Source organism: Vibrio sp. SCSIO 43086 (genome assembly GCF_051132235.1).
In the GTDB taxonomy this organism is placed as follows: Bacteria; Pseudomonadota; Gammaproteobacteria; order Enterobacterales; family Vibrionaceae; genus Vibrio; species Vibrio diabolicus.
Map to the genome: position 1 here is coordinate 2,049,373 of NZ_CP072677.1, position 18,229 is coordinate 2,067,601.

General features: G+C 46.4%; 25 protein-coding genes. 1 reads left to right on the top strand and 24 read right to left on the bottom strand.

The genetic code is table 11. From position 1 onward, the window contains the following. Positions 1-63: 63 nt before the first annotated feature. The 23 genes from J8Z23_RS09765 to J8Z23_RS09875 all read right to left on the bottom strand — a co-directional run bounded on the left by J8Z23_RS09765 (position 64) and on the right by J8Z23_RS09875 (position 16,130). Complete coding sequence (locus tag J8Z23_RS09765; RefSeq protein ID WP_256899450.1) at positions 64-603, bottom strand: hypothetical protein; 540 nt, start codon at positions 601-603, stop codon at positions 64-66. Beyond that, complete coding sequence (locus J8Z23_RS09770; protein ID WP_256899451.1) at positions 600-1,043, bottom strand: hypothetical protein; 444 nt, start codon at positions 1,041-1,043, stop codon at positions 600-602. The genes J8Z23_RS09765 and J8Z23_RS09770 overlap by 4 nt, the downstream gene beginning before the upstream one ends. 8 nt (positions 1,044-1,051) lie before the next feature. Then, positions 1,052-2,194, bottom strand: coding sequence for a phage tail-collar fiber domain-containing protein (locus J8Z23_RS09775; RefSeq protein ID WP_434633247.1), 1,143 nt, complete (start codon positions 2,192-2,194; stop codon positions 1,052-1,054). A gap of 9 nt (positions 2,195-2,203) precedes the next feature. After that, positions 2,204-2,758: a phage tail protein I gene (locus J8Z23_RS09780; RefSeq protein WP_434633250.1), complete on the bottom strand. Its 555-nt coding sequence runs from the start codon at positions 2,756-2,758 to the stop codon at positions 2,204-2,206. Beyond that, positions 2,724-3,740 (bottom strand): baseplate J/gp47 family protein, encoded by a 1,017-nt coding sequence (locus J8Z23_RS09785; RefSeq protein ID WP_256899454.1) that lies wholly within the window; start codon positions 3,738-3,740, stop codon positions 2,724-2,726. Before J8Z23_RS09785 ends, J8Z23_RS09780 begins: the two co-directional genes overlap by 35 nt. A gap of 3 nt (positions 3,741-3,743) precedes the next feature. Then, positions 3,744-4,100: a phage baseplate protein gene (locus tag J8Z23_RS09790; RefSeq protein ID WP_256899455.1), complete on the bottom strand. Its 357-nt coding sequence runs from the start codon at positions 4,098-4,100 to the stop codon at positions 3,744-3,746. After that, the gene (locus J8Z23_RS09795; RefSeq protein WP_256899456.1) at positions 4,100-4,297 is read right to left on the bottom strand and encodes a hypothetical protein; all 198 of its coding nucleotides are present in this window, start codon (positions 4,295-4,297) and stop codon (positions 4,100-4,102) included. Before J8Z23_RS09795 ends, J8Z23_RS09790 begins: the two co-directional genes overlap by 1 nt. Beyond that, positions 4,297-4,938: a phage baseplate assembly protein V gene (locus J8Z23_RS09800; RefSeq protein ID WP_256899457.1), complete on the bottom strand. Its 642-nt coding sequence runs from the start codon at positions 4,936-4,938 to the stop codon at positions 4,297-4,299. Before J8Z23_RS09800 ends, J8Z23_RS09795 begins: the two co-directional genes overlap by 1 nt. Beyond that, positions 4,904-5,470: a hypothetical protein gene (locus tag J8Z23_RS09805; RefSeq protein ID WP_434633255.1), complete on the bottom strand. Its 567-nt coding sequence runs from the start codon at positions 5,468-5,470 to the stop codon at positions 4,904-4,906. Before J8Z23_RS09805 ends, J8Z23_RS09800 begins: the two co-directional genes overlap by 35 nt. Next, a complete protein-coding gene (locus tag J8Z23_RS09810; protein ID WP_434633258.1) occupies positions 5,442-6,107 on the bottom strand; it encodes a hypothetical protein in 666 nt (221 codons plus the stop codon). Before J8Z23_RS09810 ends, J8Z23_RS09805 begins: the two co-directional genes overlap by 29 nt. Beyond that, entirely contained in the window at positions 6,091-6,459 is a 369-nt protein-coding gene (locus J8Z23_RS09815; protein ID WP_434633261.1) for a hypothetical protein, read from the bottom strand. Before J8Z23_RS09815 ends, J8Z23_RS09810 begins: the two co-directional genes overlap by 17 nt. Positions 6,460-6,508: 49 nt before the next feature. Then, positions 6,509-7,000 carry a hypothetical protein gene (locus tag J8Z23_RS09820; RefSeq protein WP_434633264.1) on the bottom strand — a complete coding sequence of 164 codons (492 nt, stop codon included), beginning with the start codon at positions 6,998-7,000 and terminating at the stop codon, positions 6,509-6,511. A gap of 64 nt (positions 7,001-7,064) precedes the next feature. Further along, positions 7,065-8,102: a major capsid protein gene (locus J8Z23_RS09825; protein ID WP_434633266.1), complete on the bottom strand. Its 1,038-nt coding sequence runs from the start codon at positions 8,100-8,102 to the stop codon at positions 7,065-7,067. Between the two features lie 39 nt (positions 8,103-8,141). Then, on the bottom strand, positions 8,142-8,483 hold the full coding sequence (locus tag J8Z23_RS09830) for a head decoration protein (protein ID WP_005376958.1): 342 nt from the start codon (positions 8,481-8,483) through the stop codon (positions 8,142-8,144). Between the two features lie 13 nt (positions 8,484-8,496). Further along, a complete protein-coding gene (locus J8Z23_RS09835) occupies positions 8,497-9,849 on the bottom strand; it encodes a S49 family peptidase (RefSeq protein ID WP_434633270.1) in 1,353 nt (450 codons plus the stop codon). Then, positions 9,842-11,398 carry a phage portal protein gene (locus tag J8Z23_RS09840; RefSeq protein ID WP_434633273.1) on the bottom strand — a complete coding sequence of 519 codons (1,557 nt, stop codon included), beginning with the start codon at positions 11,396-11,398 and terminating at the stop codon, positions 9,842-9,844. The genes J8Z23_RS09835 and J8Z23_RS09840 overlap by 8 nt, the downstream gene beginning before the upstream one ends. After that, positions 11,398-11,607, bottom strand: coding sequence for a gpW family head-tail joining protein (gene gpW, locus J8Z23_RS09845; protein WP_086485288.1), 210 nt, complete (start codon positions 11,605-11,607; stop codon positions 11,398-11,400). The genes J8Z23_RS09840 and gpW overlap by 1 nt, the downstream gene beginning before the upstream one ends. Beyond that, a complete protein-coding gene (locus J8Z23_RS09850; protein ID WP_434633277.1) occupies positions 11,604-13,580 on the bottom strand; it encodes a terminase gpA endonuclease subunit in 1,977 nt (658 codons plus the stop codon). The genes gpW and J8Z23_RS09850 overlap by 4 nt, the downstream gene beginning before the upstream one ends. Further along, complete coding sequence (locus J8Z23_RS09855) at positions 13,468-14,070, bottom strand: hypothetical protein (protein ID WP_434633280.1); 603 nt, start codon at positions 14,068-14,070, stop codon at positions 13,468-13,470. Before J8Z23_RS09855 ends, J8Z23_RS09850 begins: the two co-directional genes overlap by 113 nt. A gap of 114 nt (positions 14,071-14,184) precedes the next feature. Beyond that, on the bottom strand, positions 14,185-14,667 hold the full coding sequence (locus tag J8Z23_RS09860) for a lysis protein (RefSeq protein WP_140087556.1): 483 nt from the start codon (positions 14,665-14,667) through the stop codon (positions 14,185-14,187). Then, the gene (locus J8Z23_RS09865) at positions 14,649-15,128 is read right to left on the bottom strand and encodes a lysozyme (RefSeq protein ID WP_256899464.1); all 480 of its coding nucleotides are present in this window, start codon (positions 15,126-15,128) and stop codon (positions 14,649-14,651) included. Before J8Z23_RS09865 ends, J8Z23_RS09860 begins: the two co-directional genes overlap by 19 nt. Further along, positions 15,115-15,306 carry a hypothetical protein gene (locus J8Z23_RS09870; protein ID WP_005376950.1) on the bottom strand — a complete coding sequence of 64 codons (192 nt, stop codon included), beginning with the start codon at positions 15,304-15,306 and terminating at the stop codon, positions 15,115-15,117. The genes J8Z23_RS09865 and J8Z23_RS09870 overlap by 14 nt, the downstream gene beginning before the upstream one ends. A gap of 155 nt (positions 15,307-15,461) precedes the next feature. Continuing rightward, a complete protein-coding gene (locus J8Z23_RS09875) occupies positions 15,462-16,130 on the bottom strand; it encodes a hypothetical protein (protein WP_274013801.1) in 669 nt (222 codons plus the stop codon). A gap of 81 nt (positions 16,131-16,211) precedes the next feature. Between J8Z23_RS09875 and J8Z23_RS09880 the strand changes: the two genes are divergently transcribed. Beyond that, positions 16,212-16,586: a hypothetical protein gene (locus tag J8Z23_RS09880; RefSeq protein ID WP_256899466.1), complete on the top strand. Its 375-nt coding sequence runs from the start codon at positions 16,212-16,214 to the stop codon at positions 16,584-16,586. A 560-nt stretch (positions 16,587-17,146) separates the two neighbouring features. Here J8Z23_RS09880 and J8Z23_RS09885 read toward each other — a convergent pair. Beyond that, the gene (locus tag J8Z23_RS09885; RefSeq protein WP_434633284.1) at positions 17,147-17,932 is read right to left on the bottom strand and encodes a DUF2971 domain-containing protein; all 786 of its coding nucleotides are present in this window, start codon (positions 17,930-17,932) and stop codon (positions 17,147-17,149) included. Positions 17,933-18,229 lie beyond the last annotated feature (297 nt).

An 18,229-nucleotide genomic window follows, 5' to 3' on the forward strand; every position in this document is an offset into this window, starting at 1 on the left:
AAAAAGCCCTGCTCAAAAGGCAGGGCTTATTAATAAAATTAGTGTTGAAATAAATGCTCCCAGTTAAATGGAAGCCCTTAATACATCAATACGGATAGGGTTAACACTGAACATGGGCTGAGGCAAATCGTGATTAGCTTCATCGTTGGTGTATACGAATTGACCACTAGTTGGAAAATTCAAAGTGGCTTCAAACTGACCGTTAACGACCTGAACAGGAAATAAAGTTAATCGACCGTCATCGCGCCTAAGTGGCATTGAAAAGCTTTGGTCTTCGACATCCACTGTGCCCGTCACAATGATGTCTGTGAGTTCCATACAAGTAATGCGTGTGTAGTCGCTGCTGGTTTTAAGTGCTCCAGCTACCTTGTTGATGATTATTTTCATCAACATTGGCTCAACTCGCTCGCGATAAATGAACTCAGCCACATGACCAGACGAGTATATCTGCTTCACTTTGTCGCCCGGTAGCGGCTCCGCTACAATCCATGAGCCATCGCGAAAGACCTCTGTTTTGTCTTCTTTAATTGGATTAGATGGTAGTGCACCACTTGGTGGGAAATACTCATTTTTTTCAGGTTCGTCAGTAGTTACATAAGTCATAATTTTGCCTTCTCTACTCGGCTATAACGCGCTAAAACATGAACACCGTAATTCGCGACCGAAGGGACATATACCTGACATACGAAAGACGATTTACAAAACTCACGCGCCCCATCCAACAACTGTGGCTTAGCCAGGGATTCACTTGCAGCGCCACTCGCACCAATGACTGGAGTGAGAACCTGAGTATCAATACTCCGTGGAACCATTTCTACGCCATCGATGAACCACTTAATCTGTACATGTTCAGATTGGCTCGTCGTATTTGCTCCGGCTACCGCTAAATTGTCAATAATATAAGAGCCAGTTAACTCGAGTACGGTTGTCCAAGTGTCATATTGAATATGCCCAGATTCAGGTCGAAGCCGAGTGCTGTCAAACCCAATCTGATCAAGCCGTTTTAAATAATTATTACCAGTCAAAAAGTCACTGACTTCCATAACGTCTCCTATTGGGTAACTGAGGAAATATAAAAATTACTTCCGGTGACTCTAAATGTTGCCTTGCATCGCCCTGTTATCGTAACGCTCGCATGTCCGGTATTGTCGGGGGCATAAATTTTTGCTCCTCGTGTTGTCTCTAAAACAACCGTAACTTTTCCGGCGTTTTCTATTTGGTTGCAGATAACAATTTCATCGTCATTCTTAAAACTATCCGCATCAATTCTTATCGTGGTTTCAGAATATTTCCGAACTAGCAAATAGGCTTTGCTATAACCATTCCGCGTCAATGTGTGCTCTGTTTGGGAGCTCCATAAATGCAAAAACTGTTCGTGATTATCCAGGCGAACCCACCCCTCCTCAAAACCATATTGATCTCGTGAGGAACGGTAATAAGCTCCACCATTTTGAAACCTAAAACGAAACTGCGCTGCAGACGTTGAGGTGTCCTTTGCTAGCATGTGAAGAACTAGCTCACCATGAGAGCCAGGCACGGAGGCATGATACACACCCGACTTCACATCCCAAGGTACAGCATCTAAACCTACATATAGACTCGTTTTACCTTGTGCATAGAACGTGTCTTCCCTGATGTCAGCGTTTAGTGTGTCAACTTGGTGCTTTAGATAATAATCCGCATCGTGATTGTGATTTTTAAGGGCATAGTCCCCCAAACGCATTTCCACATAAGCTTGGGTGGCAAAGACTAGTGATGGATTGATGACAACATTAAAGTCCGTCTTATCAGAAAATTTTAAAGTCGCCTTAAATGGGATTTCAACGCTTAATGCCCCATCCGATGGTCGCTCCCATTCAGGGTACAAAAAGACATACATCAGTTCGCCAGCTTCCGTGTATAAACCAAAGATTCGCATCCACTCACCGAGACCAACATCCGCAGGAATAACACCCTCAACTACACACTGATTGCTATCCTCATATGTGGTCATTGATGACAGGGCAGTATTCAACCACTCACCCGGCACCGTTGTTAATGATTTCAGCTCTTCTAATGTCGGAGCATAACCATCAATAGCACGACCAACGCCGAAGCTAGCTAAATTAGTTGTTACTGGCTCTGAACCAGAGCGAGCCAAAATCTGCTCACCAACATGGGTAATGATCACCCCTTGCGATACTAAATCTGTCATATGTATCCTCTAAAGCTCTTTCACGGAAATTTTTGTCACAAACTGAACAGTACCAGCGACGCTGCAATTTCCTGATGTCAAGAAACCTTGCCCAACGTCAAAAGAGTCTCTTAATGACTTAGCGTCCTCAATTCTACTTTTTACTCGTTCAATATTTTTTAAGGATGGAGAGCAAATATCCCAAGAGATTATTTTCATTGCATATGGGTCTCCCCCATACTCATACCATCTCTTAAATTCAGTAATACCACCTAAAGCTTCTATGGCGAGCTCAATACCTGACGTTGTTCCTCCTTTTTTAAAGATTTGACGTTGATTTTTCACCGTCTTACGCTTTTGCTCTAAACTATCTGAAGACTCCCACTCGGGGACTTGCTTATCCAAAGCAAGATATGGCAGTAAATGTTCTGGCGTCTTGTTTGCGTTTCTTAATTCAGGAATAGGAGGGCAAATATCATTTAGTGCATTTGATAATACTCTTTCAAGCGCTCTTTCTAGTGGCGAAGCATTATCACCAAGCAAAGAGTAATTACTCGTATTCGATTCGGATATTGACTGACTCAAGGTAAGGTGCTCCAGAATTATCACAGTTGATGTTTGATGCTGGAGAAATGATTTCGACTCTTAAACCAGAGCTATTGGTCGCAGCTAATAGTTTATGATTAATCATGCTGCGATCTATTTTACCAGCCAGTACATGCTGCTCTTTACCATACAACCAAGCGGCAGCTTCTACGCTTTCTTTGACTACAGCTCTATCTGGGCCTTGAGGTATATATACCACTGCATCTAGTTGCCAGTGATGTATTTGAGCTGAAGCAATGCTCAACTCGTCAGTGGCCTGAGCTACAGAGGGGTGGTTCATATACTTTAATGTTGCCGCCAGCAGTTCCTCTGATGCGGTACCATCATCGCTATGAGACAATATGTAACCTTTTACTCGGCCTGTATTTTTACTAACTTGCTCAAAGCTCGCATCTTTAGCTTTTCCCCTCAGTTCATTAGATTGAAAGCGATAAGTCACAACCACCGTGTTTTCATCAGGGGATTCAATATTCATGTCAGGCATAGCGCCTAATGTCATTGCATGAAATCGATAGCCATTTCGTGTTCCTGTCGTAGCAAGTGCAAACATGGCCAAATAATATCGAGTCAGTAGTTGTTCATTGGACTCAACAACTGGCTCGATTGGTGGGAAAGCGTTTGGGTCACCAGGTTCTAGCGTCAAGCGTTCTAAGCCCATGTCAGAGACAATGACATCGACCATGTCATCCTCCGAAGCATACATGCCAAACATTTGCAGCGACTTGTCGTTCCAGCGGCGATAATGGTTTTGCAATACCACCGTAAATGCTTGAGTAAACTTCGTCAGAATTTCTGCGTTATTTTCTAGTGTTTCTGCAATGGCATTGACATCGTCTGGCGCTATTTTTTCCAGGGCTGAGAGCAATTCTCTTTTTAATTCGGGATAAAGCTTTTCAAAGCCAGGGGTTGTTAATATTTTAGGAACAGGTAATGGAGATTGATGAGGAAAACGTCTTGTCATAATTTATGCTGCCACTGGTAAATCAATAGTAAATGGTTCGACAAAGCGACCATTCCACTTTCCGTAGAACGTCACCGCTGTTCCACTTTGTGTTCTTTCAGCTACGACTCTTGAAGGCTCAAAATCATCAATGCCGTTTAGAGGGTTCATGAATGCACCCATGGCGTAAGTTTGTATTAATGCCAAAGTGGCATTGCTGGTATTGCGTGAAAGCGTTGCTGGCAGCTGGCTACCAAAACCTCGAAGTTTGTTTCTTGATGAAATATAAGTCGTCATCACTTGAGTAACTCGGCTCACAAATTGATCCCAGCCTGTAATAGTGCGTCCGGTTTTCCGACACATGCCAACCATACCTGCCATTACGTCACCTTATATGTTCCTGCTGACGAACCACCTGTTACTGCTACTTCAGCGTTCTTCTGTATGTGATTAACAATGCCTTCCGCAAATGCCACCCACCACTCATGACCAGCACAATCTTCAGCCAATGGTTTGAAGCCTGCTTTCGTCATTGCCGCTTCTATCTCTTGAGCTAGTGACTCTTTATCTAACGCCATTAAGCACCTGCCATTACCACTTTTGAACAATCACCATGGGGCAAACCTGTCACCATGCACTTATGCGCACCAGTCACCACGCCCATGCCACCGTTTAATAAAATCTTCGGTGCGTCCACGGTCGCATTGCCACCGGACGTCACTGAGGTCTTACCACCAACATTCACATTCGCGTCTTTATCAACCTGAATATTGGCATCACCTGCGACTCTGACATCCAGCTTATGCTTTTTCTTGTCATAACAAACCCGGGTGCCATCAGGGTAAACACGCAGGATCTCATCAGGGTTGTCAGTAGGCAGTGGGAACTGATCACTTGGAATGCCAATCAAAGCAATGCTGGTCGTGGAGTTATCGCCACCGCCGACATTTAGCAATACTGCCTGCTCTCCAATGCTAGGAAGACGATATTCAGCCACATCACCTGCACACTCTGAAAACCATTTAACCCATGGCGTTTCATTGTCACCAAACTTGACTTTGATTCGCTGATGGTCATCGCGCCAAGCAGAGACTTTTCCTACTCGAATCATGTTGTTCAGACGACGATTCAGCTCTGTGATGTCTTTCTCTTGCTGGGAAAGCTGCTGAGCGTACTCTTCTAACTCAGCTTGAACGATTTGCTGGATTAAAGCTCGCATTCTCCAGTTCCTTGTATTCATCCGGTTTTTCGGGATGCGTAGGGTTAATAGCTAAGAAGATCCCTAGCACTTTTGGGTCTTCTTCAGGCAAGTCACCTAAATAGATGTTTTGCCACCATTCGGTTTCCCAGCACTCATAACCGTCAGTACCAGATTTAAACATGCCTTGCTGGCTGACAATCTTCTCTGGAAAGCTGACCGTCTTACCAAGACCAAAGTTGTTGTTAAAGGCAATGCGACCAACCGCACTCGCCAAATCCTGAGCAATCAGATCAGCATTGCGGTTTTCTGTGTCGCTGTAAGCTCTGCTCACTAAGCAATACACTTTCACGCGAACTGGCTGCTTTATCCTGCCATCGTTGGCTTTCGATAATGCACCGTATTCATCTATGGCCACATGACATTCAAGCCCTTTCACTTGGTACTCACCGTAAAGCACATATTCATAAACAGGAACGCCTTTGACGCGCTGCTTCAGCACCTCAACGACTTCCATGTAATAGTCACTTGGTTTGTTCAACGTTGATTGCATAGTTGAGCTCTTGTTTCAATATTTCACCGAATCGCTTGTTTACCTGCTGCTCTAGGCGAAGCAATATCTGACTCGCTTCATCTTCGATAGAAATGCCAACAGCTTGAACAGGGAAACGACCAATTAAGTCTGGATCACGAATAGGTCTGTAAGGGGCAGGCTTGCGACTGTGACGAACCACATCATGCTGCATCACTCGGTTTCGGCTGGCTCGGATATAAACTCGTTCATCATCACCATAAATCTTGGTGTAAAACGCACCATCAAATTGATGGGAGCCTGCCTTTGTCCCCGCAGCGTTTTGCCGGACACCACCAAGGTTTTCTGCCGAGATAGCTAACAGGCCAACCCATAAGTTGACCGTCTTCTTGTCTTTGTCATAAGCCAAGATAAAACGATTCTTTAAAGCCGCTTGTTTGATGGCGAGCGCTTTACTCAAGTGTCGCAGAGTGTACGTTCGTAACCATCTGCCTGTTTTCTTGAGCGCTCGCTCTATCGCCTTAGCAACCTGCTTCTCCATCCCAGCAAACTCATCCGCAATTAATGCCGCATCGTTTGAGAGATCAAAGCTAAGAACGCCAGAGTTAGTCCGTCTTTGGTGAGTACCTGACTGAGTAAAGTTAGAGGAAGTTATCATTTGGGCTCACCCTCTGCCCGTTAGGCTTCATACTAAGAATGAGTAATGATGTTGTTTCATCTGGGTGTAAAACATCAGAAACATGCCTTGTTCCTAATGGTGTATCAACAGAAGCTCCCGTTACCAATTGCTTTTCTATTCGCATATTAAAAACAGTTAAGGCACCGTGTTCCGCGATGAAAGCTACGCGTGCATTTGAATTTTCTTCCGGCATTAATTTGGAATCAAAGATAGCTTTGATATCCAAACTTGAACCGCTTCTTAGTAAAAGACGAAATTCAGATGCCATAGCCCCTTCTATTGCAACGTCTGCACATTTCATTGCTTCATCAAATAAAGAGTCAAATTCCATATTCAAATTCCAATTTAGAGCGAAACGTGTTCGCTCTAATTTTTCATTGTTAATACTGAGCGACGAAATAAGCCAAGCCTGCGTCCACCGCTTCCATCGCGGTTTCTTCATCTAAAAACGGCTTATCACCACGCTTGAGTAGCATCGTTTTTTGGCCTTGCAAGCACTGAAACGGCTTATCCACGAGAACTTGCACATTGCCTTTCTCATCGGCGTTGACTTCTGGCGGCTCACCATCGTCTAGAACCGTGGCATCGTCGGGTAATTCGACCGCAGCACCGATAAGCACTTCCGGTTTTTCGCTGGTTTGAATCTCGGTTTGTTCGCTTTGATCACTGGCAGTATGGTTAGCGTCATTTCCTTGCGTTTGCGACTGTGCTTCATCATCGGACTCGTCCATGTCTGGTAACTTGGCTTCCAAATCGTCAATGACTTTATTGAGCTGGGCTTCGGTCGTTTTGTCTGAATATTGCGGTTCAGTAATACCGAGCTCTTTGCAAAGCTCATCAACACGTTTTTTCAGGTTTTCTTTTCGGCTCATGATTGGCTCCAAAGTAAAAATGGGTCCGTGGACCCATTTTGCTTTTCGTTAGTGGTGGTCAGGATTAACCGACTTTGACGACAACAACTTTGTTAACGTCAATGAGGTACATCGCAGGGGCGGCTTCCGTTTTGGTGTAGCGAACTTCTGGATCGCCATTTTCCGTCCAATCTTTCACGTAGCGTTCGGCTTCATCAAAGCCTTCACGCTGAGCGGATAAGTCTTGGATTTGACCGTACAGACGCGCACCGCGCAGTTCGGTATGCGCCAGAATCAACGTGAAGTCGCGTTGGACTTTCTTCGTTGTGCCGTCACGGTCGATGTACTCTTCATCTACCACGATGATGGTGACATCGCCAAGATTGCCTTTAACGCTAACCGTTGCACCTAAGTCTTTTAGCGCGGTTTCAAGCTGAGAGTTAGAGCCACGGCGAGTTTCCAGCGCGTCATTGAACTTCTCGAATTTGCGCATCAACGCCCACGTTTTAGGATCGGTTATGATGACATTCGTCAGGCCTTCAGAAATCGCCGCCCAAGTTTCAATGTCACCAACGATGTCGTAGGTAGCAAAGTCTTTATTCGCCCACTGAGCTGCCGAAAGAAGCGTGATCATGTTGTCCGCATTTCGGCCTGCATCAATTTCGTAAGGCGTTTCAATGTAAGGACTGTCGATCACGGTTTTACCGTCGTAGACCATCTCGGCACACATCAGCTCTTCACGGTCACGAACCGCTTGCTCTTCGATATCGAGGTTTTGCATCACAATCGCGTTTTGACGATCACCTGCCGACATAGAGCCTGTGATTGGCTCGCCTGGTCGGCGCTTAACGCTTTGGTTTGCCGTTACTGCGTGTTTTGACTTCACGTATGCAGGCTTAAAGCTTGAGGTTTTAAAGCCTTGATTGCGGTCTATTGCGGCACCAATCATCGGTGAGCAAAATGCTGCAATCTTGGTTTTATTTGGGATCATGTCGAGGTCGACTTTTTCCGTATCGAAGGTATACATCTCACGGAAGAAGAAGCGCATGAAGAAGTTGTCGCGACGAATACCTGCTTCTTGAATGGCTCCAAGCAGTTCGCGAGTGGTGTAATTATCAGGCATAAGAAGCTCTTTTTTTCTGAATTCAAAGAAAACGACGAATTAGTATTCGTCGTCTACGAAAACTGGACTGCCAAGGAAAGCAGCGCGTTTTTGCTTGTTGGTTGTGACCGTATCTGGCCAGTTCACAAAACCGATACGAAAGCCACCCTGTAGGTAAACTGTCGATTCTTGGTCGCTGCCTGTATTCGTCACATCACGAGCCGAGATAGCGATGGCTTTGCCTGGTGTACCATCCCATTCCACCAAAGTGGCGGCGTCAGTCGCGTCGACCATTAATGGGGTTCGAGCAGGAAAAGATACGCCCGTTTTGATGGTTGCTCGCGCCGTGACTGGTGCGCTAATAAACAGCTCATCTGGTGTGTATTCTGTTTGTTCTAACATGCGAGTTTCCTTGTTAAATGCGTGTGTATGAAGACGCTAGCGCTTTGATGTTCTTTTGTTCTTCGGTGACATCACCGGAACCAACATCATCACCAAGAGGCTCACCGTGCTCTGAGGCCAGTGCCATTAATGCCGACTCGTTTTGCGCAGTGGCACTAATAGGTACTGAAGCAAGCAAGGCCTTGGCTTCATCGACGCTAATTTTTGGGTTACTGGCAAGTTGCTGCGCGAGCGCTTCACGCCCTTTGGCTTCTTCTAGGCCAATAATGCCCATGCAGCGTTCACGCTCTTGTTTGGCTGGGTCCGTGGACTCATCACTTTGCGCGCTCGCTTGTGGCTTTTCTGGAGTGGATTGCTGTTCTTCAGCTGGGTTTTGCGGAGTCGCTGAAGCGGCGGCTTGTTGTGGATTGCCTTGCTCACCCGTTGCGACTGGTTGTTGTTCTGCTTGCACCGTCATAGCGGCTCCCATATCAAAGGTGGTTTGTTGTTTCTTGAACTGTTCAGCCATTATCTGAACGGCATCAAGACCGTTGACGACTTCGTTTGCGAAGCCAACATCCACTGCGGCTTGGCCTTCGTAGACCTGCGCCTCAGTCGATAGAATGGTTTTAATGTCGACGCCCATGTACTCGGCGGCTTTACCTGCGAACATTTGACGTGTGCTCTCTGCTTCGGATTTCCATTTCTCTCGCACCTCTTTCGGCAGAGATTGGTAAGGGTTGCCATCGGCTTTATGGTCACCTGCCGTCACAAGGGTGATTTCCACGCCTTGCTGATCCAGCATCTTCTCGATGTTGGTGTGTGCCATAATCACGCCCACCGAGCCTGCGATGCCCGTTTGAGTTATGAGGCGCCTTGAACACGCACTCGCAATCATTTGGCCTGCACTGCAGTGCATGTCGTAACCGAGGGACCAGATAGGCTTGATTTTGCGCATCTCTGCGATTTTGTCGGCCAAGTCAAAACAACCTGCGACCATGCCGCCTGGTGTGTTCATATCCAGCAAAATGGCTTTGACTTCGGGGTCTGCGACCGCTTCTCGCAAGCGGTGCATAATGCCGTCGTACCCTGTCATCCCCGAGTAGGGTTTGATGTGGCCATACTTATGAACCAACGAACCATCAATCGGAATGATGGCAATACCCTGAGAGACTTGATAGCTGCGGTTACTGCTGCGAGTCCGAGAGAAGCCAGAAGCGACTTTTTTCATGTCGTTCTCGCGCAGGATTTGCCCTTCGGTGTCGGTGATCTGGACCACATTGCCGAGACGTTGGCTGAGCGCCGAGAAGAATACCCGAGCGTAACCAGCTTCTAAGGCGAGCGGCCTGTTGAATGTGTTGCTGATTAGGTGTTGTAAATTATTCATTTGAACTCTCGCTTGGGTTATCCGGTGCTAACGCTTGTAGCTTCATCCAGCTTGGCGGTGGTAAGCCTTTCGTTTTGCGCTCTTCCATCTCTGCCAACTGTTGATCAAAGATTTCTTGATAGTCTTCACCGAGTAGCGCGAGCTCTTTCTCATACGTCGATAGACCTGAGTCGATACGCAGTACGGCTTCTTTGACTTCTTTCAACCCATCAATGGCCAGTCGGCCAGAGCCAATCCAATCACACTTGGTCCAAGCGTTGCGGCGTTCGTAGAAGTTGAATCGCGCTTTGCTTGGCAGCTTGATGTAGCCACGCAAGATCATTTCTTCGAACATGAGTGCGAAGATTTGGCTGGCGAATCGGTTAGCAATGATTTTTCGTCGACCCATGAAGTAACGCCATGAATCGTTGTGCGAAGCACGAATGGTGCTGTAAGACATTTGCGCGTAATTGCGCGACAGCTGCGCGTAATCCACGCCCAATCCAGCCGCAACGTAGCGGATGATGGATTGCTCCAAGGCCGCGAATCCGTTATCAGCATTCCCTGCGCTGTGCAGGTTGATTTTGTCGCCTGGCATGAGGTGAGGCAGTTTGACGCCGTTGAACTTGACTTCGTTGTTGGCGTAGTAATCGCCGTAGGTCATTAGCATCTTTTCGACCGCGCCATTTTGCTGCGCACCGAACAAGTACTCCATCGCTTGGTCCGTTCCAAGCTCTGACTCGATACTGGCGGCGTACATGGCGTTGACAATCGCTCGCTGTAACGTGGTGTTCTGTAAGGTGTCGAGCATCTTCAATTGCTCTAAACACGATAAGAACTTATTCACGCCACGACATTGCCCACCTTCCGATGGCTCAAAGATATGCAAGAACCCCATGCGCCCCGAGCGTAAACGCTTCGGTACTTCACGCCATTTCTTTGGCGAGCCAAAGTTATCGGCTCCTTCTTCAATGAAGTAGGAAATGGCTTCGCCATGTCGATTGAAGCGCATCCCACCACGCTGATGGGGTTTGTCCATCATGTAGTTGGGGTTGTTAACCTTGCGTGGCGCGACCATGCGAATGCAGGTTGAAAAGTGCGAATGCCGACGGTCTATCCATTCGGGCTTCGCCATGATTTCGCCCGTGTGAGCATGGGTTTCAATGCCCTCTCGCATCATCATGGTGAACGTGCGGCGACCTTCTGCGTCGATAAAACAGTTCGGGTCTTCGGCGATGTCACGAAAAATGGCTTCCACTTCACGCACGAACCCTTTGTCTGGAGCGATGCCGAGCAATAGCCAGTTCGGTTTGTAACTGAGGCGAAACTCAGAGCCAATGATGTGGTCTTTGTGCAGTTGGATGCCGTTTGCAGCAATACCGTTATTGCGCGTGACATCGTCTGTTCTGGCGTTCGCCTGTCTCATGACAGGCAAGAAAGCAGCGTCTACCGATTTTGACGGAGGGTTCCAATCGCTCATCTGGCCACCAAACCCTGAACCGCCAGCTCGATACACCGCATCTCTTAATGGTGTTTGACCATCTGCAGCCAGTAGTCCGGTGTGTGTCATTAGAATGAAACTCCTGCAGGGCCGCGACGACGAACTGAGCTCAATCCTAACTGAGCACGCAAGTCATCAATGTAGGCGCGAAGTTCATGGATGTTGGCTCGACTGAATTCAACTTTGCGGTCTCCTTTCTGTACGGAAACCGCCATTTTTCCTGTTTGCAAACTATGAAAGGCGGCTTCGGCCTGTTGCAACATTTCTTGTTTTGTCATCTTGATCCACCTTTCAATCTCGCGGCCAATTCAGCGATGCTAAGACCGGATGTTTGTGGTTGTTCTTGAGGTTGTTGGGGTTGCGGCTCTTCCAGTTCGAGACCGAACCGTTGAGTGAGAATGTTGAGTGCCGCATACGCATACACCCATCCGTCTAACGCCTCATCAAATGGGTGGTATTGCTTCACCCATCGCCAAACTTGTCGCCCTGACTTGTCATGCTCCAACTTTTTATTGGCTGAGCAGAGCTGCTTAAAAAACTCATCACCGGCTATGTCATCGTCCAATGGAAAGTGAACACATCCAGGCACAGGTTCATCACCTTTCGGGGTTAAACCTAAACGGCTATAAAGCCTTTGCTTGATACCGTCGGTACCTAACCTAGTGAGGTAGACTTTTTTGTTGTTTTTCTTGCGAGGGAAGTTTTGTATCGGCTTGCCGTACTGATTCTCACCTTGGATTGGGATCACCCACATCACGCCGTGCGTTCGACTCATCTGGTAAACGTCATCGGTTTTATGACCCATGGCGTCCCAACACCAAAGCTGAACGTCCATCACTTGGCCACTGCGCTTTTTGTAGGTCCGATACAGCGCTTTTCCGGCGGCATCTTTTAATACCTGGCTCGATAAGTCCCCGAGAAGAACGATGTGCTCAACAAGCCAACATTCTTCACCTGGCCCCCACGCCCAAACAAAGAGTTCGATGCGGTCATCCTGAGTATCAATGCCTCCGGTCAAAACCACCGCTCGCTCAGGTACTGGGTTACTGGTACGACTCTCGGCCCACCAAATTTCACGGCGCGACTTGAGATATTCCCAATCCAGCTTCTCTCCGTTCTCACCATCCCAAAGCTCACCGAGCGTTAGGTTGACGAACGTTTTTAGCTGACTTGGGTCGTCTTTCTTGTTGAGAAAGTCACGCACTATGCCACGCCAACCTGCGCTCAATTTGGTGTTGTATCCTGACCAAATGTGAATGCCGACGCTGCTTGGCGTAGGCGCTGGGGTGTCGTCTATATCAAAGAAATCATGGCCATCGCGTGTCCATGTGCCATCTTCGGCGATCCATCGACCTGCAAGCTCCATCTTGTAGAGATGCTTGTAGTAGATAGGGTCGTCACAATGAACGCAGCTGTAATAAACCGTCTTTGATTTTTTCTCGATACTTGGCTGAGTGTTGTCCCACTTGAAGCCGTGTTTATCTTCTTTACTGCCCCACTCTAAAACCTGCTCGGTTCCGCAGTGTGGGCATGGCAGATAAAAGCGGAAAGTCAGCTCCATCTTTGCCATTAGGCGTTCAACGTGCGACTCGCCTGTATTGGTTGGTGTGGTTCCCCATCTTGCCATCGGGAAAGCGGCACCTTCCAAACGCATTCGCGCAAGATCGATAGGGTTACCTTCTTTACCGACCTCCCAATCCCATCCGTCAATCTCATCACCAAACAGCGCGCCTTTAGTCAGAGCACGCATGTTTCGCGGTGTGGATGTGCCGAGGACATGCAGCGACCATCCTGTTCCCTGTTTGTAGGAAACGGTGTTTCGGTGGTCCTTAGCGAATAAGGCTGGGAAGATTTGGTGCATGATTGGCATTTCCTGCCAAGCAGCATCAATCTCGGTGACAGAGATGTTTTTTGCGTCGTTCTCTGTCGGTACGTAAATCACGGTGTTGGTTTTGAACTGAGCATGCAGACAAGAGTTTGCTGCTATGACCAACTTGGACCAGCCAACACGAGCCGACTTTTGCATGGTCAGCTCGGATATAGCGCGGTTACACATCATGTTGAGTGGCACAACCTGCAAAGGCAGTGTTTCCCAAAAGCCTTCTTCCTGAGAAGAACCAGCCGCTAACCGGAAATGCTTATTGGCCCACTCCGCTCCCTTGATGGCGATTGTTCTCCTCATCCCCATCAAGCCACGACGGACTTTCGTCTGGATCGCTGTCAATGTAATCGGAGAGGTTTGGTTGAACATCGGCACACTCATTTAATACGGCAGCAATCACGGCCTCTAAAACTTCCACCGCTTCGGGTGGCATGTCGGGCCATGCGTTCTTTAGTTTCGGAAGGAGGGTGTCGAGGCGTGTGCCCACTCTGGCGCATACCTGTTCTAAGGTGTCGACGATGATGTCTATTGGTGCGTAACTCTTTTCAAACAGTACGCGCTTGGCTTTTAGCATCGCCAACTTTTCGCGCCGTTCCTCTATCTTGAGATCGCGTTCTAATTTCGCAAACGCTTCCTCATCTTCTTGCTCGGTTTCCGGTTTTGAATCGGAGGCTTTTGATTGCGATTTATAGGTAATGTAAGCATGGATACACGCAAGAGGATCGATACCATTTCGCCCTTTGGCGACAGGCAGAACCCCTTGTTGCGCAAGGTTTCGGACCTGTCTAGATGAAATGCCAAGGAGCGTCGCTATGTCCAACTGCGTGAACTTTTTGCTCGGGTTGAATAGTTCGCTCATTCATGGTTTTTGACCGGAAACCGGAAACCTCCAAAATAAAAAAAATTTTTAACGAGAGCTTTTCTGCGAGGTCGAGCCCCCGTGGTCGCTCAGGGTGCCCAAAAGGACCCGCGCTCATGATTGATCTTCTGCTAGGCATTGAGTCCTGATGTAATCTTGCAAATACTTTGTCTGCTGCTCGTTCTCAATCATCATTCGTCTGAGACGTAGATAATCTCGCTCAGCTGCTGCTCCAAGTCTTGGGGTGTTTGCATTGCCCACGCTTCTGGTGCTGGCGGCTTCGGACACTGCTGGACAATCTGCCTGGACATACACCCGCTCAGGGCCATTGCTGAGACTATCGCTAAGACGATCAATCTCTTCTTTTGCTGCGGATAACTCTGCTGCATGCTTCTCTCCCAATTGGTTGAAGGATTGAATTTGAACTCGCTGCTGGTGTAACGCTGCGATATAGCCCTGAATCTCGCTCTTTACCAAGGTTAGCTGGCTTTCAGCGATATCAGCCCGACTGCTTTCCACAAACAATGCTGCCGAGAGTGTCGCAACCACTACTACCGCAATAGCTGTCGCCCATGCTGTCAGCTTTGCATTAGGCATACTTCCCTCTCGATATCTCGTCGGTTCATCAATCCTTTCCACGGTTTGCCTGCTGCATATACCCATCGTTTAAGCTGATCACATGCTGCATACCACTCACCTTTGTTGAGTAGCTTTAGTAACGTCGAGCGTGAGAATGAGCCTATACCAACGTTAAACGTGAAAGAGTAGAGAGCAGCTCGTGTCGTCTCAGGGATATCAACGTGAATCATTGGGTCGACCATTCGCTTAACATCAGCCAGATCAGACTCAAGCAATTCATCACACTCCGCTTGTGAGTAGACTTTGTCTGGAATGATGTCTGTTCCTGTATGTCCGTAACAAACAGTTTGAACGCCAGCGACATCGATGTAAGGAGTATACCGAACACCTTCCATTGGCTTTACCATTGCTGTCGCCATAATAAGAGCCGAAGCTCCTGCGGCTGCTAACATCTTGACTGCAGAATTAAGGTGCTTCATCGCCATAGTCCTTTTCGAAACGCTTTTTCTGCCAGTAGTTGTTAATCCAGGCAGTAATGAGCATGCCAGCCAAAGCAATCAGAACCGTATAACCGTCTGCAGATATAGATCCAAACACTCCTATTACCCCATTCCAAAAATAAGATAGGGCGCTGGATATCTTTTCGTTCATACGCATATTCACCCCCTTACTGGAGTGCCCTTTTGCTTGGATGAAAATGAAAAAACCCCGCCAAGGCGAGGTTTTCGAGAATTTATGATAGACACAAAAAAACCGCCTAAGTGGCGGTCATTTTCAATACTGTGTACTTATCCATAATGGATATATATACATTAAATTGCCCCGTTTTTATTTTCAAGCTCTTTTTTGAATAATTTTCGCGCAGACTTGTCGTAGTTAACCAGCAAGGTACGAATCACTTCACTGTGCTTTTCCCATTCAGACCAGTGGTTTTGGTAGTAGCGAGTACGTTTCTTTCTGAACGCATCGGACTCAATATTCTTGTCTTTACAATCTACTTCCACCAGCGCTTTGATTAGGAACTGACGGCTAACGCTGGGCCTATATTGAATACCATCATGATCGAAGTAAGTCTGAGCCCCAGCCAATTGCTCAAGCGCAATATTACCAGCGATAGTACTAATGAGAGCTTTAACTTTCAGATAGGTTCGCTTCTGAACAATCACGCCTTGCTCAGATGAATGAACGACCCAATCATTCAACACACTTTCAACCAGACGCGTCTTGTTTTCTTTCGAGTTCCAAAGTGGTGAGGCGTAGGCGTACAGGCTCCAATCGGCCAAATGCGCTGCTTTCTTCTGCATTCTATCAATCGTTAAAAGCACTTTTGCACCATCAATGAGAGATGCCATTTGGTAGTCAGCAGCCCCGAAACCACCACCACCACCAGAACCGTCATTATACTTTGCTTTGATTCCTTCCGTAGCCATACCAATTGCCGCTGGCATCGGCCACGTTTCAATGTTTGTCGCTAATCCCATAATATTCCCTGTACGAGTTTGGAAACATGATTACATAGAGTTATACTGTACATAAATACAGTATAACTCTTAATTTGAAGTATGTACAAAACGATTCAACGCCTAGTAGGACATCACATCTGCCGAATCGGTCCTGATGGTCCATGCGGTTGCGATAGCACTGAGGATAACGTATCGGTGCTAATAACTAATGGCGACTGGAAAGCCATCCCTTTTGGCGGTTTTATGGAAGTGGGCAACGTTATAGGTGTAAGGCGCCTGAAGATAATGGATGTGTGTGCGCTGTGTTCTGATGATGACGGTCACAAAATCGTTTATACCATTCCGAGAAACCACTACCTCGTGGGGACTTACCTAAACGGGAAGTGTTTCATCTTGCTTTATGATGGTGAAGTGAAACACTACCTAGACAAAAACGCTGACCAAGATACTAAGAACAACGTGGTTTGGCTGTGAATTAAAGTTCAAGTTTCCTAACTTAGCCCTTTAAAATAGTGATTCTTCCTACTCACGGTGGCGAGCTTATGCTTTACCAACTTAAGCTCGCCGCTCAAAATGAAAGGGATCGTGCGGTATACATTACTTACAATGACATTGAGCAAAGTACTATAGCGGACATTACAAAATTCGGTTCATGTAATTAAACCCGATACATACCAACCGTTAGTGTTAACTGCAGAAGCCCCAAATCGGCTACAGGCTCGACTCGTATATCTCTATATATTGGTAGATGTATACCCTCCCGTTGTCAAGATACTTCTTTGGGTTCAAATCACGCCTACCACCAGCGCAATATTAGCCGTATCTTTCAAATACCACAGCCGATATCACTACTTAATAGGAATGAACCAAGGAGATCTGACTCTCGGTTGTTTATCTTGACCTAATCGTACAAGCTACCCCAGCACCACTAAACTCGTTTCTGGACAGAAACTTGTTAGCTTAAATGACTTAGTTGTATCAAGATCAGGTATGAAAAAGTATCTTGAAACCATAGTCTCTTGTTATGTTTCTACTTACACTAAAGTTGAACGAGACTTTTTAATATCTATTTTATGTCCGTAAGCTTTGAAATAAATCGAGTGCTCAGCTAATCTATAGTCAACTTTTGGTCCAACAATTATTTCATCAACCATAGAAAAGAAATCAATTTTGTGTTTCACAAATGGCATTGGTAGGTTACCTCTAGCTCGCCAAGCAGACCTGTTATCATTAACAGAAACAGTCCCAAACAATCGCCACTCTTTTTCTTCAGAAAAACTAGAGTGTTTAAAATAACAAGCCAATTCCCTGAACTCCGCAGTTGACTCCACAATCAGCTTTTTTCTATTTACTTCATCAAGTTCAATATCATAGTACTTGTCAACATACTTTTGAATAATCGAATTTATAACTTCATTCTTTTCAACGTCTGAGTAAACACATCGCTTTAACTTAAATCCTCTAAAAGAGTCTGTTGATTCAATTTTAGATTTATCAAACCCAACACAAAATCCACCATCATGACAATACCCCCTCCATTGACTTAGCAAGTCTGGCGCTTCTGTCAGAGAAAACACAAATGTTCGTGACATAGTACTTTCTGGGCGAACATTCATTATCAAGTTATCAGCTATGGAAGCTATTTTCCGATCTCTTGACGCTTGCAATTTTTTAATCGCTGGCCAAGCCAAATCAAATCCATGCTCCCATTCTTTATTATCATTCATATACTGGATTTGTGATGACCAAATTTCCCCATCCATCATACCAAGAAGTCCATCTGCACTCGTGTAATGATACAGTTTTTTATCTAATTCCATTTGCTACCCTTACAATAAATTTATTCTAGGTTATGAACGCAACATTCGAACAACACATAACGCTTATTATATGGCGATTGCCTTATTTTATCAGCACATTGTGCCGTTTTACCACGCTTATCTCAATCGATAAACTTTGTTATTTCAATGGCATAAATCAATTGCATGGGCGCTTGGTTGCTTACTTAAGTCTGAGCGCTACTTTATCAAACCTTTGAGGCATGGTGGAATTTACCCCCGTGATACAACACGGGGATTAACGACGCACAGCATTAGAAGAATGGATAACTTCTAGTA

Excerpts from the sequence above, each read along its gene's own strand:
- J8Z23_RS09765 (WP_256899450.1), bottom strand. The coding sequence starts at position 603 with ATGACTTATGTAACTACTGACGAACCTGAAAAAAATGAGTATTTCCCA.
- J8Z23_RS09770 (WP_256899451.1), bottom strand. The coding sequence starts at position 1,043 with ATGGAAGTCAGTGACTTTTTGACTGGTAATAATTATTTAAAACGGCTT.
- J8Z23_RS09775 (WP_434633247.1), bottom strand. The coding sequence starts at position 2,194 with ATGACAGATTTAGTATCGCAAGGGGTGATCATTACCCATGTTGGTGAG.
- J8Z23_RS09785 (WP_256899454.1), bottom strand. The coding sequence starts at position 3,740 with ATGACAAGACGTTTTCCTCATCAATCTCCATTACCTGTTCCTAAAATA.
- J8Z23_RS09790 (WP_256899455.1), bottom strand. The coding sequence starts at position 4,100 with ATGGCAGGTATGGTTGGCATGTGTCGGAAAACCGGACGCACTATTACA.
- J8Z23_RS09795 (WP_256899456.1), bottom strand. The coding sequence starts at position 4,297 with ATGGCGTTAGATAAAGAGTCACTAGCTCAAGAGATAGAAGCGGCAATG.
- J8Z23_RS09800 (WP_256899457.1), bottom strand. The coding sequence starts at position 4,938 with ATGCGAGCTTTAATCCAGCAAATCGTTCAAGCTGAGTTAGAAGAGTAC.
- J8Z23_RS09805 (WP_434633255.1), bottom strand. The coding sequence starts at position 5,470 with ATGCAATCAACGTTGAACAAACCAAGTGACTATTACATGGAAGTCGTT.
- J8Z23_RS09810 (WP_434633258.1), bottom strand. The coding sequence starts at position 6,107 with ATGATAACTTCCTCTAACTTTACTCAGTCAGGTACTCACCAAAGACGG.
- J8Z23_RS09815 (WP_434633261.1), bottom strand. The coding sequence starts at position 6,459 with ATGGAATTTGACTCTTTATTTGATGAAGCAATGAAATGTGCAGACGTT.
- J8Z23_RS09820 (WP_434633264.1), bottom strand. The coding sequence starts at position 7,000 with ATGAGCCGAAAAGAAAACCTGAAAAAACGTGTTGATGAGCTTTGCAAA.
- J8Z23_RS09825 (WP_434633266.1), bottom strand. The coding sequence starts at position 8,102 with ATGCCTGATAATTACACCACTCGCGAACTGCTTGGAGCCATTCAAGAA.
- J8Z23_RS09830 (WP_005376958.1), bottom strand. The coding sequence starts at position 8,483 with ATGTTAGAACAAACAGAATACACACCAGATGAGCTGTTTATTAGCGCA.
- J8Z23_RS09835 (WP_434633270.1), bottom strand. The coding sequence starts at position 9,849 with ATGAATAATTTACAACACCTAATCAGCAACACATTCAACAGGCCGCTC.
- J8Z23_RS09840 (WP_434633273.1), bottom strand. The coding sequence starts at position 11,398 with ATGACACACACCGGACTACTGGCTGCAGATGGTCAAACACCATTAAGA.
- gpW (WP_086485288.1), bottom strand. The coding sequence starts at position 11,607 with ATGACAAAACAAGAAATGTTGCAACAGGCCGAAGCCGCCTTTCATAGT.
- J8Z23_RS09850 (WP_434633277.1), bottom strand. The coding sequence starts at position 13,580 with ATGTTCAACCAAACCTCTCCGATTACATTGACAGCGATCCAGACGAAA.
- J8Z23_RS09855 (WP_434633280.1), bottom strand. The coding sequence starts at position 14,070 with ATGAGCGAACTATTCAACCCGAGCAAAAAGTTCACGCAGTTGGACATA.
- J8Z23_RS09860 (WP_140087556.1), bottom strand. The coding sequence starts at position 14,667 with ATGCCTAATGCAAAGCTGACAGCATGGGCGACAGCTATTGCGGTAGTA.
- J8Z23_RS09865 (WP_256899464.1), bottom strand. The coding sequence starts at position 15,128 with ATGAAGCACCTTAATTCTGCAGTCAAGATGTTAGCAGCCGCAGGAGCT.
- J8Z23_RS09870 (WP_005376950.1), bottom strand. The coding sequence starts at position 15,306 with ATGCGTATGAACGAAAAGATATCCAGCGCCCTATCTTATTTTTGGAAT.
- J8Z23_RS09875 (WP_274013801.1), bottom strand. The coding sequence starts at position 16,130 with ATGGGATTAGCGACAAACATTGAAACGTGGCCGATGCCAGCGGCAATT.
- J8Z23_RS09880 (WP_256899466.1), top strand. The coding sequence starts at position 16,212 with ATGTACAAAACGATTCAACGCCTAGTAGGACATCACATCTGCCGAATC.
- J8Z23_RS09885 (WP_434633284.1), bottom strand. The coding sequence starts at position 17,932 with ATGGAATTAGATAAAAAACTGTATCATTACACGAGTGCAGATGGACTT.